This window comes from Pseudomonas sp. YQ_5 (assembly GCF_043103305.1).
Classification (GTDB): Bacteria; Pseudomonadota; Gammaproteobacteria; order Pseudomonadales; family Pseudomonadaceae; genus Aquipseudomonas; species Aquipseudomonas putida_Y.
Genome location: NZ_JBICJS010000044.1, coordinates 30,041 through 43,311 on the forward strand (window position 1 = coordinate 30,041; position 13,271 = coordinate 43,311).

Annotated in this window: 26 protein-coding genes; 4 read left to right on the top strand and 22 right to left on the bottom strand. The window is 60.3% G+C overall.

Features of this window, described 5'->3' with window-relative positions:
• Positions 1 to 219: 219 nt before the first annotated feature.
• The 8 genes from ACF8EA_RS08155 to ACF8EA_RS08190 form a co-directional block, all read right to left on the bottom strand.
• Entirely contained in the window at positions 220 to 717 is a 498-nt protein-coding gene (locus ACF8EA_RS08155; RefSeq protein ID WP_392521493.1) for a hypothetical protein, read from the bottom strand.
• A 51-nt stretch (positions 718 to 768) separates the two neighbouring features.
• The gene (locus ACF8EA_RS08160) at positions 769 to 1,029 is read right to left on the bottom strand and encodes a hypothetical protein (RefSeq protein ID WP_392521495.1); all 261 of its coding nucleotides are present in this window, start codon (positions 1,027 to 1,029) and stop codon (positions 769 to 771) included.
• Positions 1,030 to 1,081: 52 nt separating this feature from the next.
• Positions 1,082 to 1,489 (bottom strand): DUF2591 domain-containing protein, encoded by a 408-nt coding sequence (locus ACF8EA_RS08165; RefSeq protein WP_392521496.1) that lies wholly within the window; start codon positions 1,487 to 1,489, stop codon positions 1,082 to 1,084.
• Positions 1,486 to 1,782 carry a hypothetical protein gene (locus tag ACF8EA_RS08170; protein WP_392521498.1) on the bottom strand — a complete coding sequence of 99 codons (297 nt, stop codon included), beginning with the start codon at positions 1,780 to 1,782 and terminating at the stop codon, positions 1,486 to 1,488. The genes ACF8EA_RS08165 and ACF8EA_RS08170 overlap by 4 nt, the downstream gene beginning before the upstream one ends.
• Positions 1,779 to 2,048, bottom strand: coding sequence for a hypothetical protein (locus ACF8EA_RS08175; RefSeq protein WP_392513863.1), 270 nt, complete (start codon positions 2,046 to 2,048; stop codon positions 1,779 to 1,781). Before ACF8EA_RS08175 ends, ACF8EA_RS08170 begins: the two co-directional genes overlap by 4 nt.
• Positions 2,045 to 2,341, bottom strand: a complete 297-nt coding sequence (locus ACF8EA_RS08180) for a hypothetical protein (RefSeq protein ID WP_392521500.1) — start codon at positions 2,339 to 2,341, stop codon at positions 2,045 to 2,047. The genes ACF8EA_RS08175 and ACF8EA_RS08180 overlap by 4 nt, the downstream gene beginning before the upstream one ends.
• Positions 2,316 to 2,702, bottom strand: a complete 387-nt coding sequence (locus tag ACF8EA_RS08185) for an HNH endonuclease (RefSeq protein WP_392521502.1) — start codon at positions 2,700 to 2,702, stop codon at positions 2,316 to 2,318. The genes ACF8EA_RS08180 and ACF8EA_RS08185 overlap by 26 nt, the downstream gene beginning before the upstream one ends.
• Before the next feature lie 79 nt (positions 2,703 to 2,781).
• Positions 2,782 to 3,516, bottom strand: coding sequence for a hypothetical protein (locus ACF8EA_RS08190; protein WP_392521504.1), 735 nt, complete (start codon positions 3,514 to 3,516; stop codon positions 2,782 to 2,784).
• 105 nt (positions 3,517 to 3,621) lie between these two features.
• Between ACF8EA_RS08190 and ACF8EA_RS08195 the strand changes: the two genes are divergently transcribed.
• Positions 3,622 to 4,038, top strand: a complete 417-nt coding sequence (locus ACF8EA_RS08195; RefSeq protein ID WP_392521505.1) for a hypothetical protein — start codon at positions 3,622 to 3,624, stop codon at positions 4,036 to 4,038.
• A gap of 76 nt (positions 4,039 to 4,114) precedes the next feature.
• Here ACF8EA_RS08195 and ACF8EA_RS08200 read toward each other — a convergent pair whose 3' ends face one another.
• Positions 4,115 to 4,714, bottom strand: a complete 600-nt coding sequence (locus tag ACF8EA_RS08200) for a hypothetical protein (protein ID WP_392521506.1) — start codon at positions 4,712 to 4,714, stop codon at positions 4,115 to 4,117.
• A gap of 114 nt (positions 4,715 to 4,828) precedes the next feature.
• Between ACF8EA_RS08200 and ACF8EA_RS08205 the strand changes: the two genes are divergently transcribed.
• Both ACF8EA_RS08205 and ACF8EA_RS08210 read left to right on the top strand, forming a co-directional pair.
• Positions 4,829 to 5,047, top strand: a complete 219-nt coding sequence (locus tag ACF8EA_RS08205; protein WP_392521508.1) for a hypothetical protein — start codon at positions 4,829 to 4,831, stop codon at positions 5,045 to 5,047.
• A gap of 73 nt (positions 5,048 to 5,120) precedes the next feature.
• Entirely contained in the window at positions 5,121 to 5,390 is a 270-nt protein-coding gene (locus ACF8EA_RS08210; protein WP_392521509.1) for a hypothetical protein, read from the top strand.
• Here the strand turns inward: ACF8EA_RS08210 and ACF8EA_RS08215 are convergent.
• The 11 genes from ACF8EA_RS08215 to ACF8EA_RS08265 all read right to left on the bottom strand — a co-directional run bounded on the left by ACF8EA_RS08215 (position 5,387) and on the right by ACF8EA_RS08265 (position 11,638).
• Complete coding sequence (locus tag ACF8EA_RS08215; RefSeq protein ID WP_392521511.1) at positions 5,387 to 5,908, bottom strand: hypothetical protein; 522 nt, start codon at positions 5,906 to 5,908, stop codon at positions 5,387 to 5,389. The genes ACF8EA_RS08210 and ACF8EA_RS08215 overlap by 4 nt on opposite strands.
• Positions 5,909 to 6,150: 242 nt before the next feature.
• Entirely contained in the window at positions 6,151 to 6,702 is a 552-nt protein-coding gene (locus ACF8EA_RS08220; RefSeq protein ID WP_392521512.1) for a single-stranded DNA-binding protein, read from the bottom strand.
• Positions 6,699 to 7,343: a lambda exonuclease family protein gene (locus tag ACF8EA_RS08225; protein ID WP_392521513.1), complete on the bottom strand. Its 645-nt coding sequence runs from the start codon at positions 7,341 to 7,343 to the stop codon at positions 6,699 to 6,701. The genes ACF8EA_RS08220 and ACF8EA_RS08225 overlap by 4 nt, the downstream gene beginning before the upstream one ends.
• Entirely contained in the window at positions 7,340 to 8,101 is a 762-nt protein-coding gene (locus tag ACF8EA_RS08230) for an ERF family protein (RefSeq protein WP_392521515.1), read from the bottom strand. Before ACF8EA_RS08230 ends, ACF8EA_RS08225 begins: the two co-directional genes overlap by 4 nt.
• Positions 8,102 to 8,111: 10 nt before the next feature.
• Positions 8,112 to 9,236, bottom strand: a complete 1,125-nt coding sequence (locus ACF8EA_RS08235) for a hypothetical protein (RefSeq protein ID WP_392521516.1) — start codon at positions 9,234 to 9,236, stop codon at positions 8,112 to 8,114.
• 290 nt (positions 9,237 to 9,526) lie between these two features.
• The gene (locus ACF8EA_RS08240) at positions 9,527 to 9,727 is read right to left on the bottom strand and encodes a hypothetical protein (protein WP_392521518.1); all 201 of its coding nucleotides are present in this window, start codon (positions 9,725 to 9,727) and stop codon (positions 9,527 to 9,529) included.
• Positions 9,724 to 9,918 carry a hypothetical protein gene (locus ACF8EA_RS08245; protein ID WP_014859727.1) on the bottom strand — a complete coding sequence of 65 codons (195 nt, stop codon included), beginning with the start codon at positions 9,916 to 9,918 and terminating at the stop codon, positions 9,724 to 9,726. Before ACF8EA_RS08245 ends, ACF8EA_RS08240 begins: the two co-directional genes overlap by 4 nt.
• Entirely contained in the window at positions 9,915 to 10,334 is a 420-nt protein-coding gene (locus ACF8EA_RS08250; protein WP_392521519.1) for a hypothetical protein, read from the bottom strand. The genes ACF8EA_RS08245 and ACF8EA_RS08250 overlap by 4 nt, the downstream gene beginning before the upstream one ends.
• Positions 10,335 to 10,354: 20 nt before the next feature.
• Positions 10,355 to 10,537 (bottom strand): DUF551 domain-containing protein, encoded by a 183-nt coding sequence (locus ACF8EA_RS08255; protein WP_392521521.1) that lies wholly within the window; start codon positions 10,535 to 10,537, stop codon positions 10,355 to 10,357.
• A complete protein-coding gene (locus ACF8EA_RS08260) occupies positions 10,534 to 10,785 on the bottom strand; it encodes a hypothetical protein (RefSeq protein WP_392521523.1) in 252 nt (83 codons plus the stop codon). The genes ACF8EA_RS08255 and ACF8EA_RS08260 overlap by 4 nt, the downstream gene beginning before the upstream one ends.
• Before the next feature lie 334 nt (positions 10,786 to 11,119).
• The gene (locus ACF8EA_RS08265) at positions 11,120 to 11,638 is read right to left on the bottom strand and encodes a hypothetical protein (protein WP_392521524.1); all 519 of its coding nucleotides are present in this window, start codon (positions 11,636 to 11,638) and stop codon (positions 11,120 to 11,122) included.
• Positions 11,639 to 12,171: 533 nt separating this feature from the next.
• On the opposite strand from ACF8EA_RS08265, the gene ACF8EA_RS08270 reads away from it, so the two are divergent.
• On the top strand, positions 12,172 to 12,486 hold the full coding sequence (locus tag ACF8EA_RS08270) for a DUF1654 domain-containing protein (RefSeq protein ID WP_392521526.1): 315 nt from the start codon (positions 12,172 to 12,174) through the stop codon (positions 12,484 to 12,486).
• Between the two features lie 45 nt (positions 12,487 to 12,531).
• On the opposite strand, the gene bamE is transcribed toward ACF8EA_RS08270, so the two are convergent.
• Positions 12,532 to 12,840, bottom strand: a complete 309-nt coding sequence (bamE, locus tag ACF8EA_RS08275) for an outer membrane protein assembly factor BamE (protein WP_392519492.1) — start codon at positions 12,838 to 12,840, stop codon at positions 12,532 to 12,534.
• Positions 12,841 to 12,903: 63 nt separating this feature from the next.
• Positions 12,904 to 13,197 (bottom strand): hypothetical protein, encoded by a 294-nt coding sequence (locus ACF8EA_RS08280; RefSeq protein WP_392519491.1) that lies wholly within the window; start codon positions 13,195 to 13,197, stop codon positions 12,904 to 12,906.
• Positions 13,198 to 13,271 lie beyond the last annotated feature (74 nt).

The following is a 13,271-nucleotide window of genomic DNA, read 5'->3' on the forward strand; positions in this document are numbered from 1 at the left end:
CGGCCGTTCTTGTTCCAGACGCCTTCAGGGATTTTCCCGCGCTGGCGCCGGGTCTGAAGCGCTCGCAGCGTGATCCCCAGCAGTTCGGCCATCTTTTCCTCCGTTACCTTGTCCATTTCCTGGGCAACTGCCTCTCCGAGCCTGGCGTGTTCATCGCCTGGCTTCTTCCTTTTTAAATGCATGATGGTCTCCACGCCGCCGGTGGCGGCAGGTTGGTGGTCAGGCTGGGGTCTTGGCCAACACTGCGTCGGTGATCTTGATCGCGGCCCGGGCATCATCCACGTAAGCTGGATCGAAGCCGCCGGCGTAGTGGATCACCCTCTGGCAGGCGTCCAGCTCTTTGCGAGCTAGGCGGAGGGCCTGAACCAGTTCTTCCTGCAGCGCTCCCTCGGCCCGGCCGATATCCCAAAATTCCTGACCCCAGTGGCCGACTGGCGGTGGGTTGCTGTTCTGCTTGCCCGTGGCGAGGGCGCCGATGATGACGTCACAGACCGAGCGCTTGTAGACGTTCTCGCCGTCAAGACTGAGGCCGCCGCGCCGGCGCAGCGTATTGATCACCTCGTCGACGTTCAGGCCGCTGTCCTTGAGCACGATGTCGAGCTCAGGCTTGTTCGGGGTGTAGATGACCAGGGCCAGCTTGGCGTCAGGCCAGAGATCTGCCGCCAGGCGCTCAAGGCAGTCATTCGCGGTGTGGTGGAATCGTTCTGTTGCGGACATAGGTCATCCTCGCCCGCGCATGTCGGCGGGCTTGAGTTGTAGGGGGAGGGGTTAGTAGTCGAAGTCGTATTCGGCGAAGCAGGGCGCGCACAGTGGGCGCTGGCCGCGCTGCGCCCATGCCGAGGCCTTGAGCAGCCAGCGGCCCTTGTCGACGAACCGTCCGCAGTCGCGGCAGTGGGTGTGGTGATCTTCAGCCTTGAGCAAGGCGAACTGGGCGATACGCTGGCGCTCGTCCTCTTCGAGCAATTTCCGGAAGTACTCCTGTTCCTCCTTCTCTGTCATATGCGGGTAGATCTTGCTCATCTCGGTCATCGCGGCCCCCTGTAGATCAGGTAGGCCATGAGTAGTGGTGCTGCGAGCGGGATCAAGAACATGGCCTCAGCTCCTTCGGCACCTGGACGGTATCGCCGAGCTTTGCGGCAACGATGGCGCGACAGGTGGCGATCAGTGCTGTGGTTCCTGAATGCCAGAACGTCATCCCGTCATCAGGCCTGGCCTGCCATCCAATTTCGTTGTTGAGGTCAATGGCCGGAGGCGCAGATAGGTCTATTCGGAGACGATCAATCAGCGGTCCACCCAGCGCCCAGTTTTCCCAAGGGTTGTACCGCTTGGTGTGCTCGGTCACCGTGTAGCTGTAGCGAGCGAACACGCGCCATGGGTTGCCGTACTCTGGCGGGGCCAGGAACACGTCCAGGCCCTCCGCCTTGCCGACGGCCCACCCCAGCGCCTCGCCGGTCAAGTCTGCCGTCTTCACTTCGATCATGTCGGTCATGTCGACACCTCAATACCCAGGCCGAGAGCCGTGATGTTCTTCTTGAGGTCATCCAAGTATCGGATGTAGTTGAACTCACCCCCTTCAACGTCAACGGGGTACTCCACATATGGCGTGCGCATCGGGAACTGCACGACCGCTTCGGCCCGGGACTCCTCCCAGACGACTTGCATCAGGTCCTTGTGGTCGATCATCTTCCGTGCCGCGCTGACCTGCCCGGTTCCTTGAAGTACCCTCAAGGTGTTTCGGTGCCAAGCCTCGAACTGCTGCTGCACTGTCTTCGCTTCGCTCACAGCTGATACCTCTCATCAATCCAGCGCCCAGGCGCCAGTGCGGGTGTAGGTTCGGGTTGTGTTTCGTGCGGGGAGAGCTGGCGCTGGTTGCCGGCCTGCAGCTGGCTGTCGGGGATGCAGCTCAGGCCGCCCGAGTAGGACCAGCACGTCACTGCACGCTGGTCGTCGTGAAACACCTGGAACACGTAGGGCATTCCTCTTGTTTCGCGTGGGTCTGCGCTGGCGCCAGTGGCCAGCAGCAGGAGGCAGAGGGCGAGGCGGGTCATGGCTGCACCTCGGCGTTGTAGCGCTTGTAGTCCTCGCCGAACTCCCAGCAGTAGGTCGCTGGCCATGCGCCTGGCGTGCCTTCGTCGACGAACACGTAGCGGTGCGCAAACTCACCCGAACGATCCGGTACCGTCTTGCACCATTTGTGCTGCGGCCCGCCCAAGAACCATCCCGGGCACTCCTTCACGGCTTCAGCCATGAACACTTCGAGGTCGTGGTGACCCTTGCTCATTGCGATGTAGGTGTCGCTACCGACGCTTTGCACCTCAAGCGGATAGGTTTTCGATGGCATCTCTTTGCACCTTTTCGAAGTGGAAAACGACCTCGGCACCAGTCTCGGCGATCAAGCCGTAGGCTTTGGCCAGGCGGTAGATGGGGTGGTATTGGTTGAGGCTGTTGACGTGCCCGGCCAGCCAGCGGCGCCAGTCCTCCAGCTGCATACGGTGCTTGCTCAGGTTGCAGGGGGCGCAGGCAGGCATCATGTTGGCCAGGTTGTGGTTCTGCAGCTGCTCGGCCACCCGGTCGTCAGGTAGGCGAATCACCGGGGCGAGGTGGTCGGCGTGCCAGCGCTGGCCGAGTTCGTTGCCGCAGTAGGCGCAGCGGCCGCCGTACTTCATGCGGACCTGCTCACGCTCAGCTTTCTTGAGGCGCACGGTTGCTCCTTGGCCGCCATATCGCGGCAGTGAATAGAGGGGAGAGGGGTTACAGCAAGGAGTACAAATGTGCTCTTTCTTAGGAAGGCTGGCGCTCCAAGGCCTTCTTCAACTGGTCACGCTCGCGGACGATGCCGGCCACAAGGCCGTAGGTCGTCGTTATGCTCAGGGCGCCTGGCATGATGGGTTTGAGCGGATCTGGATCACTCACATTTCCCCTGAGCTTCTTGTCTATCGATGCAACCTCTTGGCGCAGCCGATCAGTCTCAGCGCGCAGAGTGTCGCGATCTGCCGTAACTGAGCGCAGGTCTGCATCGGTTTGATCAAGCATCGTGCGCAGCCGCTCAACCTCGCCAGGGGCGGTGTGGGTGTAGGCCAGCTCGATACTGGCAAAGCTGGCCGGATTTCCGCACAAGTCCACCATGCTCGATGGCGGAAATCCGTCAATCCAGTCGGTGACGACCTCGCCAAGCTCATTTAGCCCTCTCCACGCCACCGGCTCGCCCTGGTGCTGCTCTGCAGGCGCAGCGCCGGTCATCGGCCCCAGGCCAACAATCGGCAGCCCAGTCGCCGCCGCATCCCGTTCTGCCTCTTCTTTGGTCCACCAGAAGGCAGTACCAACCATCCAGGCTATAGGCTCGGGGTGGGGCTGCGGGGATGGCGCTGCGAAACCCTCGCAAATGGCCTCCCAGATATCGAAGGCACCGCCTCCGCATACACGGGCGCGGGTGGCGATCAGTTCCGCTAGTTCATCGGACAGCTCGCGGGGGAAGCTGACCATCTCTGTGTTGCTGGATCGGTTTTCTGTGGGCATGGGGATACCTCAATGCACCGCGTGATGATGTAATGCCGGCTTTTGAGCTACGGCTCGTTCATGAGGGGGTAAGTGTTGCGAACTACTTGGCTAGAAAGGATCTCAGTGGGGCTGTCGGCCACCGTTTTGGGAGTAGGTGTCTGGGCCGGCTTCACCAAGGAGGCCGTCTGGCTCAATCGGTGCGGCTCATTGATCATCGTTGTTGGCGTGGCAGTCGCAGCCTTCAAGCTGAAGGATATTCTTCAGCAGCAAATTGAAGACTTCAGGAAGAAGCATGAGCCTGAGCAATTGAAGCAACTTGAGGATGCTTGGGAGAAATTCTGGGGAGGGCCTTTAGATGCATCATTCAAAGAGCGACTCCTACAGGGCGTCAGAAACAAAACTGAAGAGGTTTTCCGGACATACATTCAGCGCAGGGTCGAGCGTGTACGGAATGTTGAGATCAGCCTTCTGATACTTGGGACAATGGTAAACGGATTCGGCGATTGGGTAGTTGGTTTGATCAAACCGCTATTCGCATAACGCGCGCAATCGCCGCCCTCGCCGGGGAGGCGTTATCGTTGAATAGGGGAAGGCACTGGCGGGCAGCGCCGGAGGGTCAGGCGGCGTATCGAGTCCGTAGTGCGGCGGCGATACGAGGATCCGACTGCGTCTCGGCGTAGGCAATTGCAATCCGGTGCTTGTGCTCTCGCCACGCCTGGTGCGCTTCGGAGGCGCTGGCGTGATAGCCGAGAAACTCGTGACGACCGGTGAAGGGGTTCCTGCACTGAGCCACGAACCTCTGCCGCGCCTTGTGCCAGGAAACTCCGATTGGCAGGTCGCCCCGTATCGCCTGGCTATCGACCATGAATCGGTTCAGGTCAGGCGGGATAAATGCACAAGTGTTCGGTGAATACACCTTGTTGCCTGGCACAAGCAGATCTTTGTCCAGGTGCTTGCCTTCATGATCTTGCGTGGACATCCATGCCTTGAATGACGAAAAGATGAACCAGTCGCTGGACGCCGAGCAGTCGTGATAGGTGGGGTTTCTGATCTGAAACTTCTCGCTGTAGCAGCGCTCCAGCATTCCAGTCCATGCCTTGTAGAACGGGCAGGTCCATATGGATCGTCGACGTCCGCCTACCGTTTCGGTAAGGCAGACCTGGTAGTCGGCATCGTTTGCTCCGACACCATAAACCAGCTTCAGAGCTTTGCTCATCGCGATCTCCTGATTTGTGTTGGCAGCGTCATGCCTCCGAGGAGCCGGATGCGGCCTGGTGTCAAAATGGGGCGATAGGGTAGGATTGCAGGGTCTTTTCAAGGATGAACCGCAGTGAAGAAGCTCAAAGACCTCAATGCCTCAGCAACCCTTTACCTGAGCAGGTATTCCCGTAAGCAATTTTTCTCAGCGTTCGTCGTGGTGACCGCTGTCAACTATTGGCTCGCCTATAGCGTCGATGGGTACCAGTCAATATGGCTGGCGATGATCGCAGGTTGGTTTTTCGGCATGATCTTCGCGCCGTTCCACTCTCAAAAGAACTCACCCAACTGACCTTTGGCATGGTGGCAATTTGGTTTGGGATGGGGTATTACGGGTGACTGGCATAGGGCCAGGGGTATATGAAATGGAAGAAATCAAGATGGGTGAAGATCGTCCTCGCAACATTTTCTACAAAGATGGTGATTATCAGGTTTCCCTGATTTTCTCTTGGGCTGAGCCCGGTGTAGTTCCGACAGGCGTAAAAGTTCACGTCGCCGAAATTGCGAAGCCTGACAATTTCAGCCAGTCCAGTCAGCCTCTTCCAAAGAACTGGGAAGACGTCGACGGGGCGGAAAAAGAAGGCAGAAAGTTCGCTAGCGGCCTTATCGCCACCTGGCATCAGAACCGTCGCTAGCAAAGAGCGGCAGGCGGTAGGATCTCGTCACCGGAGTCTTGCTGAATCATCAGCATGCTCTTCCGGTCGAACGCCAGGGCCAGGCGCGGCGATATACTGATCTCGTGGCGCGGCGGGGTGAGAAATTTCGCCGCGTGCAGCCTGCCCAAGGCGTGTATGCCATGGATCAGCCCCTCGATCATCTGGCTGTATGTAGCATCGGCCCAGTCGCAAATCGCCCGCAGGTGCTGGCCGGTTCGCGTCCTGGCCGACAGCCGCAGCGGCTCAGTCCGCGCCACAGATCGGTGAGCTTCGATTTCGTGGCGCGCGATCCTGAACAGCGCGTGATGCCCGAGCGCTTCGATGTGATGAATCATCAGCGTCATCGCCTCGCCCTGTTCCTCAATCCCGGCCCACTCCATCAGGTCCAGCAGGGCCTGTTTAGTCCCTGGTCGAACCTTCAAGCGCAGGTCTTCTTCCTGCAACCGGGCGGCTTTGGCGCGGCGTTTCGCGTCGCGCTCCTTGGGTGACATCGCCATACGGCACCTCCATGATTCCGCTGGGCGGCATGTGTATGTGCAGCTGGCGGCGACGCTGCTGCGTGAGTTTCTGGATGCGTCTCATGGGTGGCACACCTCAATGGGCGTTTTCTTCGTCGAGCCAGACGGCATAACCACCAGTAGACGCTTGTTTCCTCGGTATACGCCCCAAGGCTGACCAGTGGACCTGGCCATGGCCGCCGCGTACTTCACGGCGGGCACAGGCTGAGACATGGTGGCGATCATGCGCCCGCCAGGTGGTGGAGCGGGGCGAACGGGATGTCGTCGTCGAAGCTTTCGGGGTCCGGCCCATACCCTGCTTGCTGGTTCTGTTGCTGCGGCGCCTGGCGCTGCTGTTGGTACTGCTGGCGCTGCGGCTGCTGACGTTGTTGCTGTCGTTGCTGCTGAGGCTGGCGTTGTTGCTGTTGCTGCTGGCCGCCGCCTTGGTTGTCAGGCCGCCCCCCGAGCAACTGCAGGGTGCCGTTGATGTCGACGTGCACCTCTGTGGCGTAGCGTTTGATCCCGTCTTTCTCCCATTCGCGGGTTTTCAGCTTGCCCTCGATGTAACACTGGGAGCCCTTGCGCAGGTACTCGCCGGCAATCTCAGCGACCTTGCCGAACAGCACCACGCGGTGCCATTCGGTCTTCTCGACCCTCTGGCCGGTTTGCCTGTCGTTCCACGATTCGCTGGTGGCCAGGCTTAGATTCGTGACCGCGTTGCCGTTGGGCAGGTAGCGGACCTCGGGATCCTGGCCGCAGGTGCCGACCAGGATGACTTTGTTGACGCCTCTCATGCTGCTTTGCTCCTCAGCTTGATCTCGTATTCGTCAACGAGCAGCTTGAACTGCCAGAGGTCTTCCTCCAGCTTCTCGATGTAGTTGTCGTCACGTTTGAATTCCTGCCACCAGAGCTGGCGGCCGACGGGGCGCAGATCCGGGCAATAGAGGCCGATGTGCCACCACTTCCTGCCCGTGATCCACATACAGCCTTGGACTTGGTCCATGATCTCGCTGGCATCGTTGTCGATGTGGAAGGACCGCAGCTTCTCGGGTGCTAGAAAGCACTTGTACTCGCTGCCGCCATCCTCGCCGATAAAACCGTCCGCGCTGGCGCCAAACGCGCCGTCGTCAGTCTTGACCAGGCCGACTTGAGTGACGATCAGGCCCGTTTGAATTTCATGCTCCATACGAGCTTCGGGTTCGAGTTCGTGGCCTCGCCTCATTTGCCAGGTCTCGAACCCGTTATCCAGCGGTTTTCCGCTGATCCGCTCGACTGCCAGCCTGAATGCGTAGTCGAGAGCTTTTGCGGTGGGCTCGCCTTTGTTGGGACCAGATTTCAGCCGGGCCCTGGCGTCGCCAAACATACTGGCGGTAATGACGCCTGCACGCGCTGCGTGCCACTCTGCGGAGCCCTGAGCGCAATTGACGATGATCATTGGGGAGTCTCCATTGCAGTTTTCCGCTTAGTCACGGCGATCTTCACCGCGTCGTATCCGGCTTTGTCACCGCTCGCCTGCATGACCTTCACGGATGCCTGCCATACATCCTTGAGCTCTTCTGGCGTGGCGGCCGCTTCGACTTGGGCAAGGATGTCGTTTAGCGCCTGGGCCCGCATTTCCGCCGTATCGGAGCCATCCGACGATTGCGCGTCGTCGTCCCTGACGTCGCCGGTTGTGATGTTCAGCAAGGCGCACATCACGTAGCGCTTGCCGTAGGTGGTGGACGAGCCGACGGCTTGAACATCGTTCCGGCCTTTGCCGATGTCGGCCGGCAGGGTCATGGTTGTCTGCTCGCGGTGGCCGTCGCGGTGCATCAGGATGCCGGTGACGCTGATCGACTTGTCCTGGTTCTCCACCTTGAAGGTGATCGCGAAGCCGTGCCGCTGCATGATCGGCTTGACCACCCGGGTGATGTCGTCGAGCGTGGCGTAGGCGTTGCCGGTGTGCAGATTCACCGCCGCTTCGAACACGGTCGGGATTTCGCATTGCATCTGCGCCATGCCGGCGTTGAAGGCGGCTTCTGCTGTCTTGGCCTGCATGCGCTCATGCATGGCCAGAAGGCGCTCCATCTTCTCGATGTCGCAGGTTGGATCGGCGGCTGCCCGGCTGATGACCGCCATGATGCTGTTGTCGACGGGGCCAGGCGCAGCCACTGCCTGGCGGCGCTGTTCCGGCACAATGATTGCGCTGGTCATGGTCGGTTCCTCAGTAGGTGATAACGATGTTCGGGATCTTGCGCTGGGCGATCAGGGTAATTGCCTGCTTGGCGCATTCCTCGGTCATGCCGCCGGCAACGAAGGCCTCCAATGCGGCGCGGTTGATGCTGGCCCGGTGCGCCTTGTCGCGTTCGCGGGCCTCTTGCTGCCGGAGGATCTCGGCTGCTGCTGCATCAGCACGGCGGCGTTCGTCCTGGCGCGCCTGCTCGGCTGCCTCCTCTTGCCGGCGGGCAGCGTCCTGGCGCTCCTGCTCCATTCGCTGCTCGGCCGCAACGCGGTCGGCCTCGGCCTGAATCCGGGCGCGCTCGGCTTGTTCGGCTTGCAGCTTGAGCTGCAGGCGCTGGTTCTCGGCTTCGCGCTCTTGTGCGGCAGCCTGGTCAAGCAGTTCCTGCTCGCGGCGGGCTGCGGCTTCACGCGCTGCCTGCTGCTCTTGGGCCACACGCTGTCGCTCCAGCTCGACTGCGGCTTCCTGCGCTGCCCGGATGCGGTCTTGCTCGGCGCGCTCGTCTGCCTCGCGGCGCAGGCGGGCCAGCTCGGCCTGTTCGGCGTCGTACTTCTGGCGAACTGCGAGGGCGGCCTGCACAGCATTCAGCGAAGTCTCTTTGGCCCGGGCAGCTTCTGCCTCGAATTCCTCCCAGGTATCGCCCAGGACGAAAGCAGACAGTTCGGTAATGCGCGCCTGCAGCTGCTCGGCGTCCAAGGCGCCCAGCTCGGCGGCCAGGTCCTTCATACGGTTGATTGCGTCGTTGTGGCGGTCGATCCGAGCATCCTCGGCAGCTTCCCACTCGGTGAGCGGCCGGCGGGTCTCGTCCCGTAGCGCGTCCATTTTGGTCACGAACTCGCGCAGCTCGGCCTCGACCACCTTCGGCATTTCCTTGAGCCGGCGCAGGTAGTCGCGGCCCGGCTTCTCGACAGCGGTCTTCGACTTGCTGACTTTGGCGGCAAGGCTGGCGATGCGCTCGCGGCCCTTGCGGGTTTTCAGGTCAGGCACTTCGCCCAGTACCTCACTCTTCACCAGGTCGATGAATTGCTGCAGGCCGCCGGCCACGTAGATGGCCGGGGCGTTCGCCTCGCTGATCTCATCGATCGCGATCAGTTTCTGTTCTGCGGACATTAGAAAACCTCGCGCCAGGCCGGCGCCGTCAGTTGGAATAGAGAAATGCCAGGTCACCCAGGCACGGAGGTACGCTCCAGGCCCTGGCTGCGGTGGATGGTTGCGCGCTCTCGCCGCTTACGCTCCGGGTAGGTCCGGTTATCCCCTAAGGGCCCGCCGGGCTCGGGTGCGTGTGATTCAGGAAGTGATGCTGCCGGCCAGGGCGCTGGCAAGCATGAAGAAGGTGCAGGCGAAGAGCATGGAGAAGGAGCCGCGCCAGATGTAAAGGCGCTTTGCTTTCTGGTAGCTGGTCATAGCTCCACCAAACGACCGCGGGGATCAACGCCCCAGTCGCCCTCCATGAGCGCGCTGGTGTCGCGAGGTGGTTGTTGCCAGCTGCCTTTGACGGGGCATTCCAGCTCGCAAACGAGGGTTTCGCGCGGTAGCTTGAGTACGTCTCCCAGGCCTTCGACCTGCTCGTCAATGAGCGTTTTCACGATTGGAGTTGTCATGCAACCTCCTTGCGCCCATCAACGATCTTGTTGAGGCGCCCGCAGTAGTGGTTGAACTCTTCGATGGTGATGCGCTGGTCGGCCAGCATTTCGGTGAGGAGCTTGAGGACCATGGCCTGCCAGGACAGTGGTGTCTCAGGGTGAGCCATGGCCTCAAGCTCTTCGTCGATCAGGACGTGAGGGCTTTTCATTGCGCCTCCTCGGCCTGGGCCAGAACTCCTTGCTCAGCAAAGGGAGCCAGCAGCTCTGCAGCGATTTGGCGCAATGCGGCGTCAGGATCGGCTACTGAAAGCAGCTTGTGCGTGCTTATCTGAGCGTCTGCGCCATTTCGGCGGTGACCGTCCAGCACCAGGTGGCCCAAGGCAGAGTTGCTGCGAGACTGGGCAAGCCGATCCATTGCGAACTCATCCACGGCCAAGGCGAACCGCTCGTAGGTCACGCCCTGCTGGGGACGCATGCGGCGCTGGAACAGGTAGTCCGAGCCGCGCATGAGCTGGTCGACGCCTTCCTCGATCCAGTGGCGCTCTGTGCGCTCCTGCGGCGTTTCGCTCACCGGAGGAGGCAACTGGTTGTCGTAGTGCCGTTGTGCTGCTTGAAGTGCGCCCATGGTCGCCTCCAGGTGGTGGTTTACTTGGTGGGTGGGGGAGGCAGGGGCTGCCAGTGGGTTACCTGATACTGGCCGCCGAAGCGCTCTCGATGAGACTCGTACTGCAGCGTGGCCACCTTGTTGTCATGGGGTGCTGACGGTCGGTAGGCCAGCACGTAACCGCTGACCGGCAGTCTGTCGCTGCACTTAATCCAGCTGCTCATGGCTCTTCTCCACGGCGCCGGCGCTCGGTTGCCATTTCCATATCCAAATCATGTCGCTCCTCGCTGATCAGCTTGGCTACGGCATTTTCGATTTGAGACATGGCCTGCTGCTCGTCAGGGGCGCGGCGAATCACCACGCGCAGCAACTGAATGGCCGCATCAAGGCGCGTCGGGTAGACATGGGCCGAGAACCCGCTGCTCGAAGGTTCTTGAATCATGATCTGGCCGGAAATGCTCATTCCGCTCATTTGGTGATCCTCGGTAGCCAACCGCATTGATCAGGTGCCGGGCACCAGGGACCAAGCTGGGCGTGAAAAGCCAAGCCCGGCACCTGTCGATGCGGTCGTATGTGAAGGGAAGGGGATGCGGGATGCATCGGGGTGCAAGCTCAGCGGAATCGAACCGCTATCTGCGTCGGACTTTCTCGGCCTGGTGATCAGGCAGGCCACGGCCAGGTAGTCTTGGGCAGCTACTCCCGCGACTTCTGTCCCCGCGCGCAGATGCTTCCTGCGAACTTGCACTCCAATGCAGCCTGCGATGGGGAGCAGGGCATCGGGCAGTTAACGTCAGGCTGACGGATTTTCAGTGGAAGACGACGGCGCCGCCGTCGGCCGCAACCTCGAAGGCAACTTTCCACTCTTGGTACTTTTCCCAGAAGTAGCCGCCAACAGCCTCAGCTTTCTCGGCAAAGTCGGCGTAGTCCTTGGCCAGCTTCGTGCTGACTACAGGGCCGATGGTGCCGTCACAGTCCGAGAACAGGATCTGCTCGTAGAACGGGCCTTCACCTGCCTTGTTCGCGCCTCCGAAGTAGGGGAAGCGCTTTTCGTATTCGTCGCTTGGGCTGGCATCCGGGGTGTAGCCGGCAAGCTTCGCCAGCTCATCGCGCCATGCGCTGTAGCGACCGTAGCCAGTGCTCAAGCCAGAGCCTTCCTCGCCAAGCTTGTAGGTCATGCCCTCTTTCAGGCCCTCGGCGCGGCCTGGGAAGTCCTTGTTGAAGTAGAAGTCGCGGTAGTTGTCGTAGTCGACCAGGTCGCCGTGTTCATCACGCTCGGCGTCAGGCGCCTCGACCAGTTTGCTAAATGCAGAAACGTCCAAGCCCATTTCGTGTTCCTCCAGTGGATTCCCAAAGCACCCGGTCGCCCAGGTGCTTCAGTGAATCGTTCTGTCCCATTACCGCCGGGGTGGCGGGGCGCATTGCATGCCCGGGTCGTTCTCTCGGTTTAGGCGTTTCACCTTCGTCAGCCGTACAGGGTTGTCCCTGTCGTGGGCAGCCTTTCGGGGCTGTCTGATCGCCGGTCGCCGGTAGAGGCAATGCGGTCTGTTCACCAGTTCCAGAGCTGGCATGGGGATCGAATTTATTGCTCGCGCTGTACCGTTGCCGGGATCGATCCGCGAGGTTCCCATCAATGTGAAAGAGCGGTGAGGCTTGAGGGCCTCCGCAGTCCCTGGTGAGTGACTGCTTGAGGTCAATTTAGAAAACTAAACAGATCACGTCAAGAATTATTTTAGATATCTAAACAGTCAAGACGAACGGAAGCTATTACAGGCGACGCAATGTCAAGACTTCCTGCTCTGTAGGAGATCGGCTAATCTTGTGCTATCACTGTATGGATATACAGTTATTGGAGTGACAGATGGCAAAGCCCCAGAAGCGGCAGGAGAGAGCGGTTATGTCGGGCGTGGAGCGCCTTGGCCTTCGAGTGTCATCGATGATCAACCACCCGATCGCGCAGCAGCAAAGGTGGGTCTTGATTCACCGCCTGGACACCGATGGTGACCGGGAGTGGGAAGAGGTGATGGGGGTTCTCAAGGAAACTGACGGGATAGAAATGGAGTTCAACGAGGAGGATGCCTCGGTTACGCTGCGTTGGGAGGCATTCTCGGATGATGACCCGCAGGCGCAGAACCAGGATGAGTTCGTGGCGATCGAGGAGCCGGCGCCGTTCTAGCGCGGAACAAAAAGCCCGCTGTATGCGGGCTTTCGAGATAAGGCGTCATTCATCAGGGCTTGGCTTTGCGATGAAGTCCTTCGGGATGTACGGGACTTGAGTGACTACCCCATCCTTGGTCACGAAAGAAATGGATTTAGCGCCGCTGAAGGCTGTTGCATGACTGTAGACCCAGGACTGGCCGTCTTCCTTGGATACCACCATGTAGGGGTTACCCATGATCTCGTAGAGCTGGTCTTCGGTCATTCCGACTTTGACCTGGCTGGCCTGGCCAAAGGTAAATGGTGTTCCTGCGCAGCCGGCGAGGGCTACGACTACGGCAACTAGAAGGAAACGGTGGATTTTGCGAAGCATGACGACCTCCCTGTGAACTAAGCCGCCATCCTACCACTCTGGCCCTGAGCCATCACTCAATCATCACGCGCAAGCTAGTAGAGCGATGACTGCACCAACGATGGTAATCGACCCCATGTAGATCGCCCATGACAAGAAAAGGTCTTTCCCATCGTTCAGTGCGGCGGCGACATCAGCCAGGCGGCGCAGCCGTCCTTCGTCGATTCTCATGGTTAGGCCAATAGCGGCAAAGGTGCTAGCAAAGAGGAGGGGGATCGAAATCCATAGGCCGTATGGTTTGGGTATGACCGCCGCAGGAACTAGAGCGGCGTATCCGAGGAGAACACTCAGGACGAGAAACGATATGGCTGCCTTCATTCGGGTTCCTTCAGCGCGCAGGCAAAGAAAAGCCCGCACTGCTATGCGGGCTAACGTAGGGAATCGGATGAGCC

Coding starts and splice junctions, on each gene's coding strand:
- ACF8EA_RS08155 (WP_392521493.1), bottom strand. CDS start 717: ATGTCCGCAACAGAACGATTCCACCACACCGCGAATGACTGCCTTGAG.
- ACF8EA_RS08160 (WP_392521495.1), bottom strand. CDS start 1,029: ATGACCGAGATGAGCAAGATCTACCCGCATATGACAGAGAAGGAGGAA.
- ACF8EA_RS08165 (WP_392521496.1), bottom strand. CDS start 1,489: ATGACCGACATGATCGAAGTGAAGACGGCAGACTTGACCGGCGAGGCG.
- ACF8EA_RS08175 (WP_392513863.1), bottom strand. CDS start 2,048: ATGACCCGCCTCGCCCTCTGCCTCCTGCTGCTGGCCACTGGCGCCAGC.
- ACF8EA_RS08180 (WP_392521500.1), bottom strand. CDS start 2,341: ATGCCATCGAAAACCTATCCGCTTGAGGTGCAAAGCGTCGGTAGCGAC.
- ACF8EA_RS08190 (WP_392521504.1), bottom strand. CDS start 3,516: ATGCCCACAGAAAACCGATCCAGCAACACAGAGATGGTCAGCTTCCCC.
- ACF8EA_RS08200 (WP_392521506.1), bottom strand. CDS start 4,714: ATGAGCAAAGCTCTGAAGCTGGTTTATGGTGTCGGAGCAAACGATGCC.
- ACF8EA_RS08210 (WP_392521509.1), top strand. CDS start 5,121: ATGGAAGAAATCAAGATGGGTGAAGATCGTCCTCGCAACATTTTCTAC.
- ACF8EA_RS08215 (WP_392521511.1), bottom strand. CDS start 5,908: ATGGCGATGTCACCCAAGGAGCGCGACGCGAAACGCCGCGCCAAAGCC.
- ACF8EA_RS08220 (WP_392521512.1), bottom strand. CDS start 6,702: ATGAGAGGCGTCAACAAAGTCATCCTGGTCGGCACCTGCGGCCAGGAT.
- ACF8EA_RS08225 (WP_392521513.1), bottom strand. CDS start 7,343: ATGATCATCGTCAATTGCGCTCAGGGCTCCGCAGAGTGGCACGCAGCG.
- ACF8EA_RS08230 (WP_392521515.1), bottom strand. CDS start 8,101: ATGACCAGCGCAATCATTGTGCCGGAACAGCGCCGCCAGGCAGTGGCT.
- ACF8EA_RS08235 (WP_392521516.1), bottom strand. CDS start 9,236: ATGTCCGCAGAACAGAAACTGATCGCGATCGATGAGATCAGCGAGGCG.
- ACF8EA_RS08240 (WP_392521518.1), bottom strand. CDS start 9,727: ATGACAACTCCAATCGTGAAAACGCTCATTGACGAGCAGGTCGAAGGC.
- ACF8EA_RS08245 (WP_014859727.1), bottom strand. CDS start 9,918: ATGAAAAGCCCTCACGTCCTGATCGACGAAGAGCTTGAGGCCATGGCT.
- ACF8EA_RS08250 (WP_392521519.1), bottom strand. CDS start 10,334: ATGGGCGCACTTCAAGCAGCACAACGGCACTACGACAACCAGTTGCCT.
- ACF8EA_RS08255 (WP_392521521.1), bottom strand. CDS start 10,537: ATGAGCAGCTGGATTAAGTGCAGCGACAGACTGCCGGTCAGCGGTTAC.
- ACF8EA_RS08260 (WP_392521523.1), bottom strand. CDS start 10,785: ATGAGCGGAATGAGCATTTCCGGCCAGATCATGATTCAAGAACCTTCG.
- ACF8EA_RS08265 (WP_392521524.1), bottom strand. CDS start 11,638: ATGGGCTTGGACGTTTCTGCATTTAGCAAACTGGTCGAGGCGCCTGAC.
- ACF8EA_RS08270 (WP_392521526.1), top strand. CDS start 12,172: ATGGCAAAGCCCCAGAAGCGGCAGGAGAGAGCGGTTATGTCGGGCGTG.
- bamE (WP_392519492.1), bottom strand. CDS start 12,840: ATGCTTCGCAAAATCCACCGTTTCCTTCTAGTTGCCGTAGTCGTAGCC.
- ACF8EA_RS08280 (WP_392519491.1), bottom strand. CDS start 13,197: ATGAAGGCAGCCATATCGTTTCTCGTCCTGAGTGTTCTCCTCGGATAC.